The sequence below is a fragment of the Bradyrhizobium glycinis genome (assembly GCF_016031655.1).
In the GTDB taxonomy this organism is placed as follows: domain Bacteria; phylum Pseudomonadota; class Alphaproteobacteria; order Rhizobiales; family Xanthobacteraceae; genus Bradyrhizobium; species Bradyrhizobium glycinis.
On sequence record NZ_JACCHQ010000003.1, the window covers coordinates 354,775 to 373,826 of the forward strand.

At 65.2% G+C, this 19,052-nt stretch carries 20 protein-coding genes; 13 read left to right on the plus strand and 7 right to left on the minus strand.

The window, feature by feature from the left end; all coding sequences use genetic code 11:
- The first annotated feature begins 9 nt into the window (after window positions 1-9).
- From HZZ16_RS08570 to HZZ16_RS08585, 4 genes are all read left to right on the plus strand, one after another.
- A complete protein-coding gene (locus HZZ16_RS08570) occupies window positions 10-1,182 on the plus strand; it encodes a M20 aminoacylase family protein (RefSeq protein WP_197948034.1) in 1,173 nt (390 codons plus the stop codon).
- Window positions 1,175-2,593, plus strand: a complete 1,419-nt coding sequence (locus HZZ16_RS08575) for an amidase (protein ID WP_197948035.1) — start codon at window positions 1,175-1,177, stop codon at window positions 2,591-2,593. The genes HZZ16_RS08570 and HZZ16_RS08575 overlap by 8 nt, the downstream gene beginning before the upstream one ends.
- Before the next feature lie 158 nt (window positions 2,594-2,751).
- Window positions 2,752-3,642, plus strand: coding sequence for a crotonase/enoyl-CoA hydratase family protein (locus HZZ16_RS08580; protein ID WP_197948036.1), 891 nt, complete (start codon window positions 2,752-2,754; stop codon window positions 3,640-3,642).
- A 135-nt stretch (window positions 3,643-3,777) separates the two neighbouring features.
- Entirely contained in the window at window positions 3,778-4,224 is a 447-nt protein-coding gene (locus HZZ16_RS08585) for a hypothetical protein (protein WP_197948037.1), read from the plus strand.
- On the opposite strand, the gene HZZ16_RS08590 is transcribed toward HZZ16_RS08585, so the two are convergent.
- Window positions 4,213-5,187 carry an NADPH:quinone oxidoreductase family protein gene (locus tag HZZ16_RS08590; RefSeq protein ID WP_197948038.1) on the minus strand — a complete coding sequence of 325 codons (975 nt, stop codon included), beginning with the start codon at window positions 5,185-5,187 and terminating at the stop codon, window positions 4,213-4,215. The two genes, HZZ16_RS08585 and HZZ16_RS08590, sit on opposite strands and share 12 nt — an antisense overlap.
- Complete coding sequence (locus HZZ16_RS08595) at window positions 5,187-5,795, minus strand: 2-hydroxychromene-2-carboxylate isomerase (protein ID WP_197948039.1); 609 nt, start codon at window positions 5,793-5,795, stop codon at window positions 5,187-5,189. The genes HZZ16_RS08590 and HZZ16_RS08595 overlap by 1 nt, the downstream gene beginning before the upstream one ends.
- 244 nt (window positions 5,796-6,039) lie before the next feature.
- Between HZZ16_RS08595 and HZZ16_RS08600 the strand changes: the two genes are divergently transcribed.
- On the plus strand, window positions 6,040-7,062 hold the full coding sequence (locus HZZ16_RS08600) for a methionine synthase (protein ID WP_197948040.1): 1,023 nt from the start codon (window positions 6,040-6,042) through the stop codon (window positions 7,060-7,062).
- Window positions 7,063-7,080: 18 nt separating this feature from the next.
- On the opposite strand, the gene HZZ16_RS08605 is transcribed toward HZZ16_RS08600, so the two are convergent.
- From HZZ16_RS08605 to HZZ16_RS08615, 3 genes are all read right to left on the minus strand, one after another.
- The gene (locus tag HZZ16_RS08605) at window positions 7,081-7,698 is read right to left on the minus strand and encodes a hypothetical protein (protein WP_197948041.1); all 618 of its coding nucleotides are present in this window, start codon (window positions 7,696-7,698) and stop codon (window positions 7,081-7,083) included.
- 155 nt (window positions 7,699-7,853) lie between these two features.
- Window positions 7,854-8,381, minus strand: a complete 528-nt coding sequence (gpt, locus tag HZZ16_RS08610) for a xanthine phosphoribosyltransferase (RefSeq protein WP_197948042.1) — start codon at window positions 8,379-8,381, stop codon at window positions 7,854-7,856.
- A gap of 36 nt (window positions 8,382-8,417) precedes the next feature.
- Window positions 8,418-9,155, minus strand: a complete 738-nt coding sequence (locus HZZ16_RS08615) for a competence/damage-inducible protein A (protein ID WP_197948043.1) — start codon at window positions 9,153-9,155, stop codon at window positions 8,418-8,420.
- Window positions 9,156-9,434: 279 nt separating this feature from the next.
- On the opposite strand from HZZ16_RS08615, the gene HZZ16_RS08620 reads away from it, so the two are divergent.
- The 6 genes from HZZ16_RS08620 (at window position 9,435) to HZZ16_RS08645 (ending at window position 14,963) form a co-directional block, all read left to right on the plus strand.
- Window positions 9,435-10,853 carry a circularly permuted type 2 ATP-grasp protein gene (locus HZZ16_RS08620; RefSeq protein WP_197948044.1) on the plus strand — a complete coding sequence of 473 codons (1,419 nt, stop codon included), beginning with the start codon at window positions 9,435-9,437 and terminating at the stop codon, window positions 10,851-10,853.
- A gap of 4 nt (window positions 10,854-10,857) precedes the next feature.
- Window positions 10,858-11,802 carry an alpha-E domain-containing protein gene (locus HZZ16_RS08625; protein ID WP_036015356.1) on the plus strand — a complete coding sequence of 315 codons (945 nt, stop codon included), beginning with the start codon at window positions 10,858-10,860 and terminating at the stop codon, window positions 11,800-11,802.
- Between the two features lie 102 nt (window positions 11,803-11,904).
- Window positions 11,905-12,753: a transglutaminase family protein gene (locus tag HZZ16_RS08630; RefSeq protein ID WP_197948045.1), complete on the plus strand. Its 849-nt coding sequence runs from the start codon at window positions 11,905-11,907 to the stop codon at window positions 12,751-12,753.
- Between the two features lie 66 nt (window positions 12,754-12,819).
- On the plus strand, window positions 12,820-13,227 hold the full coding sequence (locus HZZ16_RS08635; protein ID WP_197948046.1) for a carboxymuconolactone decarboxylase family protein: 408 nt from the start codon (window positions 12,820-12,822) through the stop codon (window positions 13,225-13,227).
- A gap of 192 nt (window positions 13,228-13,419) precedes the next feature.
- Entirely contained in the window at window positions 13,420-14,178 is a 759-nt protein-coding gene (locus tag HZZ16_RS08640) for a proteasome-type protease (protein WP_036015360.1), read from the plus strand.
- Between the two features lie 26 nt (window positions 14,179-14,204).
- The gene (locus HZZ16_RS08645; protein WP_197948047.1) at window positions 14,205-14,963 is read left to right on the plus strand and encodes an SDR family oxidoreductase; all 759 of its coding nucleotides are present in this window, start codon (window positions 14,205-14,207) and stop codon (window positions 14,961-14,963) included.
- Window positions 14,964-15,172: 209 nt separating this feature from the next.
- Here HZZ16_RS08645 and HZZ16_RS08650 read toward each other — a convergent pair whose 3' ends face one another.
- Window positions 15,173-16,411 carry an MFS transporter gene (locus tag HZZ16_RS08650; protein ID WP_197948048.1) on the minus strand — a complete coding sequence of 413 codons (1,239 nt, stop codon included), beginning with the start codon at window positions 16,409-16,411 and terminating at the stop codon, window positions 15,173-15,175.
- 160 nt (window positions 16,412-16,571) lie between these two features.
- Here HZZ16_RS08650 and HZZ16_RS08655 point away from each other — a divergent pair, with 160 nt between their 5' ends.
- The gene (locus HZZ16_RS08655; RefSeq protein WP_197948049.1) at window positions 16,572-17,822 is read left to right on the plus strand and encodes a NupC/NupG family nucleoside CNT transporter; all 1,251 of its coding nucleotides are present in this window, start codon (window positions 16,572-16,574) and stop codon (window positions 17,820-17,822) included.
- Window positions 17,823-17,935: 113 nt separating this feature from the next.
- Here HZZ16_RS08655 and HZZ16_RS08660 read toward each other — a convergent pair whose 3' ends face one another.
- Complete coding sequence (locus HZZ16_RS08660; protein ID WP_197948050.1) at window positions 17,936-18,463, minus strand: cupin domain-containing protein; 528 nt, start codon at window positions 18,461-18,463, stop codon at window positions 17,936-17,938.
- Window positions 18,464-18,846: 383 nt separating this feature from the next.
- Here HZZ16_RS08660 and HZZ16_RS08665 point away from each other — a divergent pair.
- On the plus strand, window positions 18,847-19,052 hold a 206-nt coding region (locus HZZ16_RS08665; protein ID WP_197948051.1), incomplete at its 3' end, for a transposase family protein.

The following is a 19,052-nucleotide window of genomic DNA, read 5'->3' on the forward strand; positions in this document are numbered from 1 at the left end:
GGAGAACACATGCCCACGATCGACCGCATCGACGGCTACGCCGACGAGCTCACCGCCATCAGGCGCGACCTCCACGCCCATCCCGAGATCGGCTTCGAGGAAGTGCGCACCTCCGGCATCGTCGCCGACAAGCTGAAGAGCTGGGGCATCGAAGTGCATCGCGGTCTCGGCGGCACCGGCGTGATCGGCGTCATCAACGGCAAGGGCTCGGGCAGCAAGCGCATCGGGCTTCGCGCCGACATGGACGCGCTGCCGATGGAAGAGAACACCAACCTGAAGTGGAGCTCGAAGATTCCAGGCCGCTTCCACGGCTGCGGCCATGATGGCCACACCACCATGCTGCTCGGCACCGCGCGCTATCTCGCCGAGACCCGGAATTTCGACGGCACCGTGCACCTGATCTTCCAGCCGGCCGAGGAAGGCCTCGGCGGCGCCCGCGCCATGATCAAGGACGGATTGTTCGAGAAATTTCCCTGCGACGAGCTCTACGGCCTGCACAACGCGCCCGATCTCAACCATGGCGAGATCGCGATCCTGCCGGGGCCCGCAATGGCCGGCGCCGATTTCTTCGACCTGCGCATCACCGGCTACGGCGCGCACGGCGCGATGCCCGAGCGCTCCAAGGATGCGGTGATCATCGCGACGACGCTGGCGCAGGCGATCCAGACCATCGTCAGCCGCAACGTCGACCCGCTGCAGGCCGCGGTGATCTCGATCACCCAGATTCATGCCGGCTCCGCTTACAACGTCATTCCGGGCGATGCGCATCTGTGCGGCACCATCCGCACCTTCTCCAATGAAGTCCGCGCCCTGATCGCCGAACGCATTCGCACCATCTGCGCCGGCATCGCGGCCGCGTATCAGTGCACGATCGAAGCCGACATCCGCGACACGTTCGGTGTCCTGGTCAACCAGGTCGAGCAGTCCAAGGTGGTCGAGGAGGTCGCGCGCACCATCGTCGATCCCGCCAACGTGATCACCCGCACCCAGCCAAAAATGGGCAGCGAGGATTTCGCCGACATGCTGCAGACCATTCCCGGCGCCTATTTCTGGGTCGGACATGACGGCTCGGTGCCCGTGCACAATCCCGGTTTCGTGCTCGACGACAAGATCCTGCCGATCGGCGCCAGCATGTTCGCCCGCATCGTCGAGACGCGCATGCCGGTGGGTGGCAATGCATAAGAAGAGCGTCGAGGAAACGGTCACCTCGCTGCACGATCTGTCCGCGGTCGACCTCATCGCGGGCTATCGCGCCAAGCAGTTCTCGCCGAGCGAGGTGCTGGAGGACGTGCTCGCGCATGTCGCGGCGTGGGAACCGCATCTGAAGGCGCTCTATGCGTTCGACCCCGATGGCGCGCGCGAGGCCGCAAAGGCCTCGACCGCGCGCTGGACCGGCGGCGAGCCCTCCGGCCCGCTCGACGGCGTGCCCGTCACCGTGAAGGACAACATCGCGACCAAGGGCGTGCCGGTGCCGCTGGGAGCAGCCAGCGTCAAGCTCGTGCCGGCCGAGAAGGATGCGCCGCCGGCCGCGCGGCTGCGTGAGGCCGGCAGCATCATCTTCGCCAAGACCACCATGCCCGATTACGGCATGCTGTCCTCCGGGCTCTCCTCGTTCCATGCGCTGGCGCGCAACCCGTGGGACCTCAGCAAGAACCCGGGCGGCTCCAGCGCCGGCGCCGGCGCCGCGGCTGCGGCCGGCTACGGCCCGTTGCATCTCGGCACCGATATCGGCGGCTCGGTTCGCCTGCCCGCCGGCTGGTGCGGCCTCGTCGGCCTGAAGCCGAGTTTTGGCCGCGTGCCGATCGACCCCACCTATGTCGGCCGTGTCGCAGGCCCGATGACCCGCACGGTCGACGATTGCGCGCTGATGATGAGCGCGATCGCAAAGCCCGACCGGCGCGACGGCATGAGCCTGCCGGCCGAGCTGCTGAACTGGAAGGGGCTGGAGAAATCTCCGCGAAAGCTGCGCATCGGGTTGATGCTCGATCCCGGCTGCGGCCTGGCGCTGGAGCCACCGGTGCGCGAGGTCGCGGTGAAGGCCGCGAACGCGTTCGAATCCGCGGGCGCAGTCGTGAAGGAAGTCGACGGCATCCTGACGCGCGAGATGCTCGACGGTCTCGACAATTTCTGGCGTGCGCGGATGTGGGACGATCTGTCCAGGCTGACGCCGGCCGAGCAGGCCAAGGTGCTGCCCTATATCTTCAAGTGGGGCGAGTCCGGGGCGAAGCTCTCGGGCGTCGACGTCATCCGCGGCTTCAACCAGACCATGGCGATCCGCGCGGCTGCGGCGAAGCTCTTTTGCGAGCTGGACTACGTGATCTCGCCGACCGCGCCGAACGTGAACTTTCCGGCGGAATGGGCCTCGCCCACCAACGATCCCATGAAGCCGTTCGAGCACATCGCCTATACCGTGCCGTGGAATATGGCGGAGAACCCGGCGATCTCCATCAACGGCGGCTTCGACGCAAAAGGTTTTCCCATCGGCGTGCAGATCGTCGGCCGCCGCTTCGACGACATCGGCGTGCTCGGCATGGCCAAGGCTTTCGAAGGTCTGCGCGGCCCGCAGCGGCCCTGGCCGAAGCCGCCGGCGTAAGAACGCTCGCTCGTCATTCCGGGTTGCGCCCTCTTGGCGCAAGCCCGGAATCCATTCATCCGCGCAAATGCTGGATGGATGGATTCCGGCCTCGCGCTTCGCGCGCCCCGGAATGACGTGCTAGAGAGAGCGGCAAAGAAACAAGGAAGGAAACCACCATGGCGTATGAGACGATCAAGTACGAGGTCGCCGATCAGATCCTCACCATCACGCTGAACCGGCCCGACAAGCTCAACGCCTTCAACGCGCAGATGCAAGGAGAGCTGATCGACGCGTTCGACGCCGCCGACAAGGATGACAATGTCCGCGCCATCATCGTCACTGGCGCCGGCCGCGGCTTTTGCGCGGGCGCCGATCTCTCGTCCGGCGCCGACACGTTCGACCGCGACGCGCGGCGCGGACCGGTGAAGCGCCTGGCCGACGGCAAGGTCGATTACAGCGATCCGCAGGTGCGCGACGGCGGCGGCCAGGTGACCTTGCGCATCTTCAAGTGCCTCAAGCCCGTGATCGCCGCGGTGAACGGCCCGGCCGTCGGCATCGGCGTCACCATGCAGCTCGCGATGGACATCCGCATCGCCTCGGAGGCCGCGCGGTTCGGCTTCGTGTTCTCCCAGCGTGGCATCGTGCCGGAAGCCGCCTCGAGCTGGTTCTTGCCGCGCATCGTCGGCATCTCGCAGGCGCTGGAATGGTGCTATTCAGGCCGCGTCTTCCCGGCGGAGGAAGCGCTTGCCGGCCGCCTCGTCAGCAAGGTGGTCCCGCCGGACGATCTGCTGCCGACCGCACGTGCGCTGGCCAAAGAGTTTTGCGTCAAGACCGCGCCGGTCTCGGTCGCGCTGATCCGCCAGATGATGTGGCGCATGATGGGGGCCGACGATCCCATGGAAGCCCACAAGGTCGACAGCCGCGGCATCTATGCCCGCGGCCGCTCGGAGGACGTGAAGGAAGGCGTGGTGGCGTTCCTGGAGAAGCGTCCGGCGCAGTTCAAGAACAAGGTCTCGACCGACATGCCGGATTATTTCCCGTGGTGGACGGAGCGCGAGTACAAGTGACGAGCGCCTAGCGCGCCATAACGCGCAACTTGGCTGTTTGATCCATGCCAAGTGCGCATGGACAGTCGGCCGACAGCCTGCTGCATCGCAAAACCACCTTGCGTTATCGTCCGCACCGCACAGGAAGCGATGCCGATGCAACTTTGCCTGCGAATGGCGGCTCTCGCGCCACTCGTCCTTGTCGGCTGTGCCGAGCAGGACGCCGAGTGGGCGCAGCGCGGACGAGCCAGCTTGATCGGTCTCGACCAGTCGGCGATCCGCATGTGCGCCGGCCTGCCGGCCGGAACCGCCAAGGACGGTTCGGGCGAGATCTGGATGTACGAGCACGCGGCGAGCCCTCCCGGCGGCATCGCGCCGCCCACGCTCACGCTTCCACCCGGCCTGAACATCGGAGGCCAAGCGCCTTCGGGCTATTGTCGCGTCCAGTTGCGCTTTGCGCGCGGCAAGGTCACGGACGTGCAATATGCCGGGAATACCGACATCGGAAATGCGCGTGACGCCGTCTGCGGCCAGATCGTGCGGACCTGCCTCGGCTACGGGCCGGGCGGCCGCGACACCGTCGCGCGGGCGTCACATCAGTAGCGCGACCCGCCCGATCGCCTTGCGATCGATCAGCAGCCGCATCGCCTTCGCGTAGTCTTCCAGCGGTAGGCGGTGCGAGACGTTGGGGCGCAGCTTGCCCTCCTCCGCCCATCGCAAGAGCGCCTTCAGGCGGACCTCGCCGAGCGCAGGATTCTTGCGCACCGCTTCGCCGGCGCGCACGCCGAGCACGCTGGCGCCCTTGATCAGCAAGAGATTGGTCTTGGCCGAGCCGATGCCACCGGTGAAGCCAATCACCAACAGCCGCGCGCCCCAGGCGATGCAGCGCATCGAATCTTCAAAAACCTGGCCACCGACGGGGTCGAACACGACGTCCGCGCCGCGGCCGTCGGTGATGCGCTTGACGGCATCGCGAAATGGCTCGCGGTCGTAGCGGATGAGATGATCGGCGCCGCGCGATTTCGCGATCGCGAGCTTCTCGTCGCTGGAGGCGGTCGCGATCACGGTCGCACCCAGCATCTTGCCGATCTCGACCGCGGCAAGTCCGACGCCGCCGCCGGCGCCGTGAACCAGCAGCACCTCGCCCGGCGCGACCCGGCCGCGATCGATCAAGGCATGATAGGCCGTGCCGTGGCCGGCGAGATAGGTCGCGGCCTCCGCATAGTCGAACGTGGACGGTTTTGGGGTGAGCTGCGACGGCGTCACCACCGCTTCATCGGTGAATGCGCCAAAGCGCATCTTCACGATGACCTTGTCGCCAACCGCAACGCCCGTTGCCTCCTGCCCGACCTCGGTGACATCGCCGGCAGCTTCCACACCCGGCGTGAACGGCAGCTCCGGCTTGAGCTGGTATTCGCCGGCAGCCATCAGCACGTCGGGAAAGTTCAGACCGGCGGCGCGGATGGCGACGCGGACCTCGCCCGGCTTCAGCGCGCGCGGCGGAAACTCCTCCAGCAGCAAACCCTCGGGCGGGCCGAGCTCGCGGCAGACGACGGCGCGCACCATCAGGCCGCGCTCGCCTTGCTGCGCAAAAGCGCTTCGCGGATCAGCGACAGGCGGTCATTGCCGAAATACATGTCGGTCTTGTTCACGAAGATCGTCGGCGACCCGAAGCCGCCGCGCGCGATGACCTCCTCGGTATTGGCCTTGAGCTGGTCCTTGATGTCCTGCTCGGCAATGCCGGCGAAGAACTTCTGCTCGTCGATGCCGACTTTCCTGCAGAGCTCCGCGAGCACCCCATCCTGCGAGATGTCCTTGTCCTCGCCCCAATAGGCCTCGAACACTGAGGTCGCGAACGGCACCATGCCCTGACCAAGCCAGAGGCAGCCGCGCATCGCCTTGACGCTGTTCACCGGAAACACCGTCGGCGGCATCTTGATCGCAAGGCCCGCAGAGCGCGCCCAGTCGGCGAGATCCTTCTTCATGTAGCGCGCCTTCAGCGGCACCGGCTTCTCGCGCTGGGCGTAGACGCTCGGATTGACGGTGTTGAAGATGCCGCCGACGAGGATCGGACGCCAGGTGATGTCGGCGCCGAGCTCTTTCGCCAGCGGCCGGATGTTGTGGAAGGCGAGATAGGTCCAGGGGCTGGAGCAGTCGAAGAAGAATTCGATCATGGGGTTTCCTTTTCTTGTATTCGGCACACTCTGTCTTCCGTCATTGCGAGCGAAGCGAAGCAATCCAGAATCTTTCTGCCGAGACAGCCTGGATTGCTTCGTCGCAAGGGCTCCTCGCAATGACGGGGGGAAGAGCGGAGGCCTGTTTCCTTCCGGCGCGGACCTGCGGCCGACTTTCGTTGTTCTGTACCTCGACGTTAGGACATGGCAGGAAGGGGCGCAACAACCTGCCGGGAGGGCCGCCATGCTGTTTCCAACCACGATCGCCGGCTCCTTGCCGAAGCCGGAATGGCTCGCCGAGCCCAACATGCTCTGGGCGCCCTGGAAGGCTGAAGGCGACGAGCTTGCCCGCGCCAAGCGCGACGCGACGCTGATCTGGCTGAAGATCCAGGAGGACGCCGGCATCGACATCGTGACCGAGGGCGAGCAGGCCCGGCAGCATTTCGTGCACGGCTTCCTGGAGAAGATCGAGGGCATTGATTTCGCCCACAAGGTCGAGATGGGCATCCGGAAAGATCGCTACAAGGCGATGGTGCCGCAGGTGGTGGCCCCGCTTCAGTTGAAGGGCCGCGTCCATGACTTCGAGGCGCGCGTCGCGCGCACGCACACGAAGAAGCAGCTGAAATTCACCCTGCCCGGCCCGATGACCATCATCGATACCATTGCCGACCGCTATTATGGCGATCGGGTGAAGATGGCCTTTGCCTTCGCCGAGCTCTTGAACGAGGAAGCCAAGGCCTTGCAGGCCGACGGCGTCGATCTCGTGCAGTTCGACGAGCCCGCCTTCAACGTCTACATGGACGAGGTGAACGATTGGGGCATCAAGGCGCTCGAGCGCGCCGCGCAGGGCCTCAGCTGCGCCACCGCCGTGCACATCTGCTACGGCTACGGCATCAAGGCCAATACGGACTGGAAGGAGACGCTCGGCAGCCAATGGCGGCAATACGAGCAGATCTTTCCGGCGATCGATGCGAGCCCGATCCAGCAGGTCGCGATCGAGTGCCGCAATTCCAAAGTGCCGCTCGATCTGCTCGCGCTGCTGAAGAACAAGATCGTGCAGGCCGGCGTCATCGACGTCGCCAGCGACACGGTCGAGACCGCCGAGGACGTCGTGAAGGTGATCGAGGCGGTGTCGCAATTCGTACCGAAGAGCAACATCATCGCCACCACCAATTGCGGCATGGCGCCGATGCGGCGCGAGATCGCCGAAGCCAAGCTGATGGCGCTTGGCGCGGGGGCGGCGCTGGCGCGCGAGAGACTGGGGTGATCACGAGGCCTCGGTGCTTCAGCACGACGCCGTCGGATGCAGCACGGGCCGATAGCCGGCCATGATGGCGCGCAGAGTGGAAGGCGGCGTCAGCAACATCGCCTGATCGACCACGCGTGTATGCGACGCGTAGCCCGCCGGCGACCACAGTAGCGCCTGTCCCTGCATCACCAGAAAGCTGTCTTCGCCCTGCTGCACCATCGCGCCGTCGGGCAGGTCCGCCAGCGGCATCGGGAGCGAGTGCAATCGCTTGCGGCCGCGATCGAGACGCTCTCGATGCAGAACGGCATCCATCGCCTTGGCGCTGACGTCGCTCGCGCCATTGCCCTTCTCCCACGCCGCGCGAAATCGCTTGGCGTCGTCGCGCCGGCAAAAGAAGCAGGGCCGGTGTCCGGCCGCAAAGGCCGTCGCCTCGTCGAGGAAGAACAGCTCGGTCCAGCTCCGCCGCGCCATCACCGGCCGCCGCCAGCCGCGGAATTCGCACAGGCATGTGATCCAGGCCGGCGTCGACCAGCGGTTCTTCAACAGCGTCTTGGTCGCGGGATCGTGGATGATGCCGCGATTGCCTGTGAACAGGCCGCGGTGCGGCGTGGCGATGATGTCGCCGGTGGGCGTGACGCGGTTTTGGAGGGGCATGGTGAGAGTCCACTCCCTCTCCCCGTTCTTACGGGGAGAGGGTCGGGGTGAGGGGCTGCTTCCGCGAATTCGGTGACTATGGGACTCGCGGAGAGTCCCCCTCACCCGCGCCTTCGGCGCGACCTCTCCCCGCAAGCGGGGCGAGGTGAAGAAGCTCACGCCGCGCCGTCGCGCAGTGGCGGGTGGTAGGACAGCGCGGTGTCCCAGGGGAAGAAGATCCAGGTGTCCTGCGACACCTCGGTAATGAAAGTGTCGACCAGCGGGCGTCCCATGGGCTTGGCGTAGACCGTGGCGAAATGCGCATCGGGGAGCATCTCGCGCACCATCCTGCCCGTCTTGCCGGTGTCGACGAGGTCGTCGACGATCAACAGGCCCTTGCCGGTGCCGCCGCCGAGCGTCATGGTCGCGTCCGAAATGCCCTTGAGGACCTGGAGCTCGCCCTGCTTGGTGTGGTCATAGCTGGCGATGCAGACCGTATCGATCACGCGCACCCCCAACTCGCGCGCCACGATCGCGGCGGGCACCAGGCCGCCGCGGGTGATCGCAATCACCGCATGGAACGGGCCGACCTCGTTGAGCCGCCAGGTCAGCGCCCGGCAATCCCGGTGGAACTGGTCCCAGGACACCGGGAACGCCTTGCCGGCCTTCTCCTGCGCATTCAGTTCCGGTGCTTCACCAGCCATCACCTTTCTCCTGCAATCTCGTCCGGCAATTCCCTGCTAGCGGTTGACGTTCAATCCCGCCAGCATTTCCTTCACCGCGCCCATTGCCGCCGCGAGCTTCTCCGGATCGCGCGAGCGCACCACCAGGTTGGTGTTGGGCTTCTGCTCCTCGTCCATGAAGGGATAGCTGCCGATGATGGTGTCGGGATGGGCAGCTGCGATCGCGCGCAGCGGGCCGCCGATGTCACCCTCGCGCGCATTGGCGCGGACCGACTCCGACAGCATGCGCACGCCCGACTTCAGCTTGGGCGCGACGATGTCCATCATCGCCTGCATGATCGAGGGCACGCCGGCCATGACGATGACATTGCCGATCTTGAAGCCGGGCGCGAGGATGGTCGCGCTCTGGATCAGCTCGGCACCGTCGGGGATGCGGGCCATGCGCAGGCGGGCCTCGTTGAGGTCCTGCTCGCTCCAGCGCTCGCGGAAGCGGGCGACCACTTCCGGGTGATGATCGATGCCGACGCCGAACGCCTTGGCGACGCTATCTGCGGTGATGTCGTCATGGGTCGGTCCGATGCCGCCCGTGGTGAAGACGTAGGTGTAGCGATGCCGCAATGCATCCAGTGCAGCGATGATATCGGGCTCGTCGTCGGAGACGATTCGGACCTCCTTCAGGTCGATGCCGATATTGGTCAGGTATTCGGCGATGAAGCCGATATTCTTGTCCTTGGTCCGGCCGGACAGGATTTCGTCTCCAATGACCAGAATGCCCGCCGTGACGATCTCGCTCATGCCTTAAGTCCCTCACCTGTGACGCCGACTTTGCCGAGGTAACGCGTTGAAGTCACGCGGTTTTGCTTCTGAAATAAGCAGTCTTCAGCCATTTTTTCAGGCACGCCGCCGGCCGTCCCCGGCAAATGCCCCCTCTCCATGCTTATCGCGCTGGCCCGGCCCTTGCTACCACATGAAAGTCATGCACTGTTGACGCATGGCCACAGGACGTTGCGGTCTCATCAAGGCCGACGCGACCTGGCTCATGGCGCAACGCCTTGCGGAGACAAGTCGGGATCTATGGCAGTCGCGTTTGATGAAATGAACATTCCCGGCGGGGACCTCCGCCCCGCCTATCAGGAGCTGGCACGCTGGCTCAAGGAGACGCCTCCCGAGGCGCTCGAATATCGCCGCCAGGAGGCCGAGCTCCTGTTCCGCCGGATCGGCATCACCTTCGCGGTCTACGGCGATTCCGAGTCCACCGAGCGCCTGATTCCCTTCGATGTGATTCCACGGATCATGTCCGCCAAGGAATGGGCGGTGCTGGAGAAGGGCCTGAAGCAGCGCGTGCGCGCGCTCAACATGTTCCTGCGCGACATCTATCACGGCCGCGACATCCTCCGCGCCGACATCGTGCCCGACGATCTGATCTTCCAGAACCCGGTGTTCCGTCCCGAGATGAACGGGCAGCAGGTGCCGCACGACGTCTACGTGCACATCGCCGGCATCGACATCGTCCGGGTCGACGCCGAGGACTTCATCGTCCTGGAGGACAACGCCCGCACGCCGTCCGGCGTGTCCTACATGCTGGAAAACCGCGAGATCATGATGCGGCTGTTTCCGGATCTGTTCGCCCGCCACAAGGTGGCGCCGGTCGAGCGCTATCCCGACGAGCTGCTCGCAGCGCTCCGCTCGGTCGCGCCGCAAAGCGCATCCAGCGAGCCGACCGTGGCCCTGCTCACGCCCGGCGTCTACAACTCCGCCTATTACGAGCACTCCTTCCTCGCCGACAAGCTCGGCATCGAGCTGGTCGAAGGCCGCGACCTCGTGGTCAAGAACAACGAAGTGTTCATGCGGACGACGGAAGGGCTGAAGCGGGTCGACGTGATCTATCGGCGCGTCGACGACGACTTCCTCGATCCGCTCACCTTCCGTCCCGATTCGGTGCTCGGCGTCCCCGGACTGATGTCGGCCTATGCGGCCGGCAACATCACGCTCGCCAACGCCGTCGGCACCGGCATCGCCGACGACAAGGCGATCTACTCCTACATGCCCGACATCGTGAAATTCTATCTCGGCGAGGAGCCGATCCTGAAGAACGTGCCGACCTGGCGCTGCCGCGAGCCGAAGGACCTCGCTTATGTGCTGGACAATTTGAGCGAGCTCGTCGTCAAGGAAGTGCACGGCTCCGGCGGCTACGGCATGCTGATCGGCCCCGCCGCGACCAAGGCGACGATCGAAGCGTTCCGCGACAAGCTCAAGCGCGAGCCGGAAGGTTTCATCGCCCAGCCGACGCTGGCGCTTTCGACCTGCCCGACCTGCACGGCGTCGGGCCTCGCTCCACGTCACGTCGATCTTCGCCCCTTCGTGCTCACGGGCAGCAAGAGCACGACCATCGTGCCCGGCGGGCTCACACGCGTCGCGCTCAAGGAAGGCTCGCTGGTGGTGAACTCGAGCCAGGGCGGCGGCACCAAGGACACCTGGATTCTGGACGAGTAGAGAGATGCTGTCGCGAACCGCCGAAAACCTCTACTGGCTCGCCCGCTACGTCGAGCGGGCCGAATATCTCGCGCGCACCATCGATGCGACGCTGCGCGTCACTGCGCTTCCCGCCGCCTATATCGGCAAGACCAATGAATGGGATTCGGCGCTGCTCACCGCCGGCGTCGCCGCGAGCTTCTATCAGGCCTATGAGGAAGCCAACGAGCACAACGTCGTCGAGTATCTCTCGTTCTCACAGAACAACCCGTCCTCGATCCGAAACTGCATCGAAGCGGCGCGGCTGAACTCGCGCTCGGTGCGCACCGCGCTCACCAGCGAGATGTGGGACACGATCAACTCGGCCTGGATCGAGCTTCAGGCGGTGTGGAGCAAGGGCACCTCGACGCGCGAAGATCTCGCCAAGTTCCTTCGCTTCGTGCAGGAGACCTCGCTCCGCTTCGACGGCTCGGCCTATCGGACCATGCTGCGCAACGACGCCTATTGGTTCTCGCGCATGGGTGTGCACCTCGAGCGCGCCGACAACACCGCGCGCATCCTCGACGTAAAGTACCACGTGCTGCTGCCCGAGGAGGAGCATGTCGGCGGGCCGCTCGATTTCTATCAGTGGAGCTCGATCCTGCGCTCGGTCTCGGCGCTGACGGCCTATCACTGGGTCTATCGCGAGACGCTGAAGCCCTGGCTGATCGCGGACCTCTTGATCCTCAACGACACGCTGCCGCGCTCGCTCGCCAGCTGCTACGGCAACCTCGTCCGCAACCTCGACCAGATCGGCGTCGCCTATGGCCGCCAGGGCCCGGCCCAGCGCCACGCCCGCGGCATCCGCAACCGGCTGGAACACAGCAACATGAATGACATTTTCCAGCATGGCGTGCATGAATTCATTCAGGAATTCATCGCGGACAATTCCAGGCTGGGCGAAATCATCACGAAGCAGTATTTGATCTGATCTTTAGTCATTCCGGGGCGCCCGAAGGGCGAACCCGGAATCTCGAGATTCCGGGTTCGATGCTGGCGCATCGCCCCGGAATGACGGAGCACATAATTCACCATGCGCCTGCGAATCCAGCACACCACGACCTATCGCTACGAGCCGCCGGCCACCAGCGTGATCCAGATCCTGCGCATGACGCCGGGCAGCCATGACGGGCAGTACGTCGCGGAATGGCAGATCGATGTCTCCACCGACACCAAGCTCGACATGCATGAGGACGCGTTCGGCAACGTCACCCACGTGCTGTCCTGCGGCCCTGTCGGCGACATCCAGATCACGGCCGAAGGGCTGATCGAGACCCACGACACCGGCGGCGTGCTGCGCGGCAGCGATGAGCGCTTCCCCCCGGGCATGTTCCTGCGCTCCACCGACCTCACCTCGGTCAATCCGGCGATGGCGGCGGTCGCGCGCCAATTGCGCAGCGAGGCCGAGGGCGACACGCTCGGCTTCCTGCACACGCTGATGACGCAGGTGGCCGATCACATGACGTTCGACGAGGACCCCACCAACAGCGGCACGTCCGCAGCGGAGGCGTTCACGCTCAAGCGCGGCGTCTGCCAGGATTACGCGCACATCTTCATCGCCTGCGCCCGCGCCGGCGGCGTGCCGGCGCGCTTCGTCTCCGGGCATTTTCTGCGTGCGGACGACACCGTGCACCAGGAGGCCGGCCATGCCTGGGCGGAGGCCTACGTGCCCGATCTCGGCTGGGTCGGCTTCGATCCCGCCAACAGCATCTGCGCCACCGACGCTCATGTCCGCCTCGCGATCGGGCTCGACTATCTCGGCGCGGCCCCGGTGCGCGGCACGCGCTACGGCGGCGGCACGGAAACGCTGACGGTGGCGGTGAAGGTCGAACAGGCCGGCCGCGGCGGGCAGTCGCAATCGCAGTCCCAGCGGCAGAGCTAGGGGCCGCCAGCCCAACACATTCGGCGTGCTACAATTGCGGCGTCAGATCAGACCCGCGAGGTAGCCATGGCGACTGTGAAACTGCTTTCGGACGATGAACTCTCGGCCGAGGCGCGCGCCGTCTTCGACGATATCCGCAGGGTGCGGAAATCGGACTTCGTCAACAATTTCTGGCGCGCACTGGCCCATGATCCGAAGACGCTGCGGCGGACCTGGGAGAGCATCAAGGAGGTGATGGCTCCCGGCGCGCTCGATCCCAAGGTCAAGGAAATGCTCTATGTTGCGGTGTCGATCGCGCATGGCTGCAGCTACTGCATCCACTCCCACACGGCCGCGGCCCGGGCCAGGGGCATGAGCGAGGCCGAATATGGCGAGCTGCTCGCCATCGTCGGCATGGCCGCGGAGACGAACCGGCTGGTGACGGCGCTCGGCGTGCCGGTTGATGAGGCGTTTCTCGTCGATGCGGCGGACTAGATTGCTGTCTCACACCGTCATTCCGGGGCGCACGTCGCGCGAACCCGGAATCCATCTGGCCGCAGAGTTCGTGGATGAATGGATTCCGGGCTCGCGACTTCGTCGCGCCCCGGAATGACGGACCCAATCGGGGGTTGGAGCGGCCCCTGAAATTGGCTAGTAATTCCGCGCAAACGCGTTCGGGGACTGGAAATGACCTATTGCTGCGGAATCCTGGTTCGGGACGGTCTGGTGATGATCGCCGATACCCGCACCAATGCCGGCCTCGACAACGTCTCGACCTTCCGCAAGCTGCACATCTTCTCCAAGCCCGGCGAGCGCATCATGGCGATCGCCAGTGCCGGCAACCTCGCCATCAGCCAGTCGGTGCTGTCGACGCTGACCGAGGGCCTCGAAGACCCCAACACGGGCGAGATCGAGACGCTGATGAACGCGCCGACCATGTTCCAGGCCGCCCAGCGCATCGGCCGGGCGATCCGGGCGGTGCACGCCACCGAAGGGCCGGCGCTGAAATCCGAGGACGTCTCCTTCGACGTCTCCTTCTTGTTCGGCGGCCAGATCAAGGGCGCGCGGATGCGCCTGTTCATGGTCTACACCGCCGGCAATTTCATCGAGTGCACCACCGACACGCCCTACCTGCAGATCGGCGAGCACAAATACGGCAAGCCGGTGCTCGACCGCGCCATGCATTACGACGTCGAGCTCTATGAGGCGCTGAAGACCGGCCTGATCTCGATGGATTCGACGATGCGCTCGAACCTCGGCGTCGGCCTGCCGATCGACGTGCTGGTGGTGCGCAACGATGCCTGCGAAGCCGATCTCAACCATCGCATCGAGGCGGGCGAGCCTTATTTCCACGACCTTCGCTCACGCTGGTCGGCGGCCTTGCGCGCGGCTCATCAGAACATTCCGCGCCCACCCTACAAGAACGACAAAGAACCCAAAACCTGACAGCAGAAGAGAAAAGGCAGGAAACGATGAGTGAAGCGAACAAGATCGCCTTGGTGACGGGCGCCGGCACTGGCGTCGGGCGCGCGGCGTCGCTGGCACTGATGAACACCGGCTTCACCGTGGTGCTCACAGGCCGCCGGCTCGACATGCTCGAGGAAACGGCAAAGCTCGGTCCCGCGGGGAAAAGCCTCTGCGTCACCGCCGACATGACGAAGCCCGACTCCATCGCCGCACTGTTCGACAAGGTGAAGGCGACCTATGGCCGCCTCGACGTGCTCTTCAACAATGCCGGCATGGGCGCGCCGGCCGTCAACTTCGAGGACCTCAGCCTCGAGCAATGGCAGGCCGTGGTGAACACCAACCTCACCGGCCCGTTCCTGTGCACCCAGCACGCCTTCCGCATCATGAAGGACCAGACCCCGCGCGGCGGCCGCATCATCAACAACGGCTCGATCTCGGCCCACGCGCCGCGGCCGTTCTCGGCGGCCTATACCTCGACCAAGCATGCCATCACCGGCCTCACCAAGGCCAGCAATCTCGACGGCCGCATGTACGACATCGCCGTCGGCCAGATCGACATCGGCAATGCCGCGACCCCAATGACCGACCGCATGGTCAATGGCCCCGGCGTGCTGCAGCCCGACGGCACTACCAAGCACGAGCCGCGCATGGACGCCAAGGCCGTCGGCGACGCGGTGGCCTATATGGCCAGCCTGCCGCTCGATGCCAACGTGCTGACCATGACGGTGATGGCGACCAAGATGCCGTTCGTCGGGCGCGGCTGAACAAAAAACGCGAAAACAACCCCATGCACAGTAGGCGGCGTGGGATTGCAATGGCCATCAAGCGCGCGGGGTGACGTCAGCTAAATCCCCGCGCCGCCTCCACAATCGTCATTGCGAGCGCAGCGAAGCAATCCAGGCTGCCTACGCGGCGAGATTCTGGATTGCTTCGTCGCAAGAGCTCCTCGCAATGACGTGGAGAGAGCGGAAGCCTACTCCAAGCTCTCCACCTTGCGCAGGCTGGGAAACAGCTTCATCCAGAGCAGTGCTATCGCGACGGTGCAGACGCCGCCGAGCACGGCGGCGGGCATGGCGCCGAACAGGGCGGCGGTGAGGCCGCTCTCGAATTGGCCGAGCTGATTCGAGGCGTTGATGAACAGGAAATTCACCGCACCGACCCGGCCGCGCATCTCATCGGGCGTCGACAGCTGCACCAGCGAGAACCGGATCACGACGCTAATCGTGTCGGCGGCACCCAAAACGGCGAGCGACAGCACCGACAGCCACATCCAGGACGACAACGCGAACACGATGGTGGCGAGGCCGAACACGATGACGGCCTGGAACATGCGAAGGCCCATATGCCGGGAGATGGCGTATCGCGCTAGCACCATGGTCATCAGCAAGGCACCGACCGCGGGCGCGGCGCGCAGCACCCCTAACCCGACCGGGCCGGTCTGGAGGATGTCGCGGGCATAGATCGGCAGCAGCGCCGTGACGCCGCCGAACAGCACGGCGAACAAATCGAGCGAGATGGTACCGAGGATTGCCGGATTGCTGCGGATGAAGCGGACGCCGGCGAAGATGTTGTCCGAGTCCATCCCCTCCTTTGCGATCGCCTGCGGGCGCGGGCGGATGAAGCCGGTCAATATCATCCCCAAAACCCAGAACAGGGCCATCACGGCATAGGCAAGGTGCGGGGCGACCGCGTAGGCAAGCCCGCCGAGCGCAGGTCCCGTGATGGTCGCGACCTGCGCCGCCCCACTGGAGACGGCGGTCGCGCGCTGGAGCGAGCCCTGCGGGGCGATCAGCGGCAGCAGCGCCGCCGTGGTCGGGCTCTCGAACGCGCCGGCGATCCCGAGCAAGAAGGTTGCAATGAAGATCTGCACCTCGCTGACCGCGCCGAGATAGGTGATGGTCGCGAGATAGAGCGCGGTCGCGGCCTCCACGAGCTGGCAGAGCTGGACCACGCGCTTACGCTCGTAGCGATCGGCGGCGTGGCCGGCGACGAACACCAGAAGCGCGGTAGGCAGGAACTGGACGAGGCCGACCATGCCGAGGTCGAAGGCTGAGCCGGTGAGATCGTAGATCTGCCAACCGATCGCGACCGCCGCGATCTGGCTGGAAAAGCGCGACAGGCTACGCGAGAGCAGGAAGAACAGGAAGGCGCGGTGGGCGAGAAGCGCGCCGGCGCTGACCGGCCGATGTCCGGATATTGGCTGCTCTGGCATCACCTGTTGGGTCACCCTCGGACCGCTCTTTCCCTCGATGTTGAAGGCCTCCCGCGTGGCCGAGGTGGCCCCGCTTGTCAACACTGGGGCGTTTCAGCTGCTCCCGGCATTGCCTTTGCAGCGCAGGCGCGGCCATAATCATTGAGGGTTTGGGGACACCATGCTGCGCTTGCAATCGGCACTCGGCATTTTCGCATTGCTGTTGATCGCCTTCGCGCTGGCGGAGAATCGGCGCGCCGTGTCGCTGCGCCAGGCGGCGATCGGCCTCGTCGCGACCTTCGTCACCGCGCTCGTGCTCCTGAAGCTGCCGGTCGTCGCCCATGCTTTCGGTGCTATCAACGACGCAGTCGGCGCGATCTCGGCGGCCTCGCGGGCCGGCTCCTCCTTCGTGTTCGGCTACATCGGCGGCGGGCCCCTGCCCTTCGACCTGAAAGTGCCGGGCGCGGACTTCATCCTGGCGTTCCAGGCGCTGCCGATCGTGCTGGTCATGAGCGTGTTGACGACGCTGTTGTTCTATTGGCGCGTGCTGCCACCGATCGTCCGCGGCATGGCCTGGCTGCTGGAGCGCACGCTCGGCGTCGGCGGCGCGGTCGGGCTCTCGACCGCCGCCAACATCTTCCTCGGCATGGTCGAGGCGCCGCTGTTCGTGCGGCCATATCTGGCACAGATGACGCGCAGCGAGTTGTTCCTGGTCATGACCGGCGGCATGGCCGGCATCGCCGGCACCGTGCTGGTGCTCTATGCGACGCTGCTGGCCCCGCTTATCCCCGACGCCGCCGCGCATTTCGTCATCGCCTCCGTGCTCGGCGCGCCGGCGGCGATCCTGGTCAGCCTGATCATGGTGCCCGAAACATCCGACAAGCGCACCGGCGGCGCGCTGGAGGATCCGCAAATGGAGGTCGCCAGCACGATGGACGCGATCGTGAAAGGCACCAGCGCGGGCATCGAGCTGCTGATCAACATCGTCGCGATGCTGCTGGTGCTGGTGGCGCTGGTCTATCTCATCAACGCAATCCTCGGCCTGCTCCCGCACGTCGGCGGCGCCGCGATCTCGCTGCAGCGGCTGCTCGGCCTCGTCATGGCGCCGGTGTGCTGGCTGATGGGGTTGCCGTGGGATCAAGCGATCACCGCCGGCAGCCTGATGGGCACCAAGACCGTGCTCAACGAATTGATCGCCTATGTCGACTTCTCGAAGCTGCCGCCCGATACGCTCGATCCGCGCTCGCGCCTGATCATGCTCTATGCAATGTGCGGCTTCGCCAATTTCGCCAGCCTCGGTATCATGATCGGCGGCTTAGGGGTGATGGCGCCCGAGCGGCGCGAGGAGATCAACGCGCTCGGGTTGAAGTCGATCGTGTCGGGGACGCTGACGACGTGTCTGATGGGGGCGGTGGTGGGGGTGCTGGCGTAGGTCTCTCCGCTTGTCATTGCGAGCGAAGCGAAGCAATCCAAAATGTATCCGCGGCAACAGTCTGGATTGCTTCGTCGCAAGTGCTCCTCGCAATGACGGGCGGAGAGACGTGCTTAGGCCTTCAACTCCACCGTCTTGAACTCAGCCGGGAGGATCACCTCCAGCAGCTCCACGTCGTCCGAATAGTCCAGGATCATGTGCCTGATCTTCGGCGGCTGGGTCCAGGCGCTGCCTTGCTTCATCAAGGTCTCACCCTGCCCTTCCATATAGGTCTTCACCCAGCCCTTGAGCACGTAGACCATCTGGAATTCGACGTCGTGATAGTGGAGCTTGGACACCTCGGCCGGGTTGCAGGGGCCTTGCAAGCGGATCACATGCGCCTGCGCGAGACCATGGGTCGCCTCGGCAATGCCGAGGTCGCGATACTTCGCGTAGGCGCGCAGGCCGTCGGCCTTGAAGTCCTCCTCGCGGTGATGGCTGACGGCGATGCGCTGCTTCGGACGTGAGGGCTTCTTCGGCGCGGCAGTGCGCGCCTTCGCCTTCACGGCCTTGCGTGCAGAGGATCGCGCCGCCGGCTTGGCGCCGCTCCGCTTCTTCACCGCGGTCTTCAATGCGGGCCTCGATGCCTTTTGCCTGGCCATGGTCTGCCTCCCTGTTCTGAGCCGCTCCCGTCGCACGGGTGTGGCCTGAACGCCAGATTACCCATTCCGCGGCGAGGCAGCAATTGCAGAGCAGGTCGTGTTGAGTAACGCCGCATCCGCGCTCTCACCCTCCCCTGGAGGGGTGCCCTGGAGGGGGAGGGTCGATCGCGCGCAGCGCGAGCGGGGTGGGGTGATCTCTCCACTCGGGCAGTGTTCGACGTGGAGAGACCGTCACCCCACCCCGTCACGCAATCTCGCTACGCTCGATCGCGTGTCGACCCTCCCCCTCCAGGTAGGGGAATCGCATATGGCGTTGGTAGTGTATTGCAAAGCGATTTGAACTGGATTCTTTGGGTTTCTCTCGATTGTCGAGGGAGACCCAAATGCGCAAACTCAGGCGCCTGCTCCGACCTCTCAAGGATCCACGCGCCGATAACTCGCGGCACGCGCTGGCTGATATCGTCATCATCGCTTTGGCGGCAACGCTGGCTGGCGCCAAGAGCTGTACCGAGTTCGAATTCTTCGGGAGGGGCCGAGAGGAACTGTTGCGGGAGTTTCTGGAGCTCAAACACGGCATTCCCAGCCACGA

Bases quoted from the DNA above. Each gene is read 5' to 3' on its own strand.
- HZZ16_RS08605 (WP_197948041.1), bottom strand. From the start codon at position 7,698: ATGCCCCTCCAAAACCGCGTCACGCCCACCGGCGACATCATCGCCACG.
- HZZ16_RS08635 (WP_197948046.1), top strand. From the start codon at position 12,820: ATGGCGACTGTGAAACTGCTTTCGGACGATGAACTCTCGGCCGAGGCG.
- HZZ16_RS08630 (WP_197948045.1), top strand. From the start codon at position 11,905: ATGCGCCTGCGAATCCAGCACACCACGACCTATCGCTACGAGCCGCCG.
- HZZ16_RS08660 (WP_197948050.1), bottom strand. From the start codon at position 18,463: ATGGCCAGGCAAAAGGCATCGAGGCCCGCATTGAAGACCGCGGTGAAG.
- HZZ16_RS08645 (WP_197948047.1), top strand. From the start codon at position 14,205: ATGAGTGAAGCGAACAAGATCGCCTTGGTGACGGGCGCCGGCACTGGC.
- HZZ16_RS08570 (WP_197948034.1), top strand. From the start codon at position 10: ATGCCCACGATCGACCGCATCGACGGCTACGCCGACGAGCTCACCGCC.
- HZZ16_RS08580 (WP_197948036.1), top strand. From the start codon at position 2,752: ATGGCGTATGAGACGATCAAGTACGAGGTCGCCGATCAGATCCTCACC.
- HZZ16_RS08585 (WP_197948037.1), top strand. From the start codon at position 3,778: ATGCAACTTTGCCTGCGAATGGCGGCTCTCGCGCCACTCGTCCTTGTC.
- HZZ16_RS08595 (WP_197948039.1), bottom strand. From the start codon at position 5,795: ATGATCGAATTCTTCTTCGACTGCTCCAGCCCCTGGACCTATCTCGCC.
- HZZ16_RS08625 (WP_036015356.1), top strand. From the start codon at position 10,858: ATGCTGTCGCGAACCGCCGAAAACCTCTACTGGCTCGCCCGCTACGTC.
- HZZ16_RS08620 (WP_197948044.1), top strand. From the start codon at position 9,435: ATGGCAGTCGCGTTTGATGAAATGAACATTCCCGGCGGGGACCTCCGC.
- HZZ16_RS08590 (WP_197948038.1), bottom strand. From the start codon at position 5,187: ATGGTGCGCGCCGTCGTCTGCCGCGAGCTCGGCCCGCCCGAGGGTTTG.
- HZZ16_RS08655 (WP_197948049.1), top strand. From the start codon at position 16,572: ATGCTGCGCTTGCAATCGGCACTCGGCATTTTCGCATTGCTGTTGATC.
- HZZ16_RS08575 (WP_197948035.1), top strand. From the start codon at position 1,175: ATGCATAAGAAGAGCGTCGAGGAAACGGTCACCTCGCTGCACGATCTG.
- gpt (WP_197948042.1), bottom strand. From the start codon at position 8,381: ATGGCTGGTGAAGCACCGGAACTGAATGCGCAGGAGAAGGCCGGCAAG.
- HZZ16_RS08640 (WP_036015360.1), top strand. From the start codon at position 13,420: ATGACCTATTGCTGCGGAATCCTGGTTCGGGACGGTCTGGTGATGATC.
- HZZ16_RS08615 (WP_197948043.1), bottom strand. From the start codon at position 9,155: ATGAGCGAGATCGTCACGGCGGGCATTCTGGTCATTGGAGACGAAATC.
- HZZ16_RS08650 (WP_197948048.1), bottom strand. From the start codon at position 16,411: ATGCCAGAGCAGCCAATATCCGGACATCGGCCGGTCAGCGCCGGCGCG.
- HZZ16_RS08600 (WP_197948040.1), top strand. From the start codon at position 6,040: ATGCTGTTTCCAACCACGATCGCCGGCTCCTTGCCGAAGCCGGAATGG.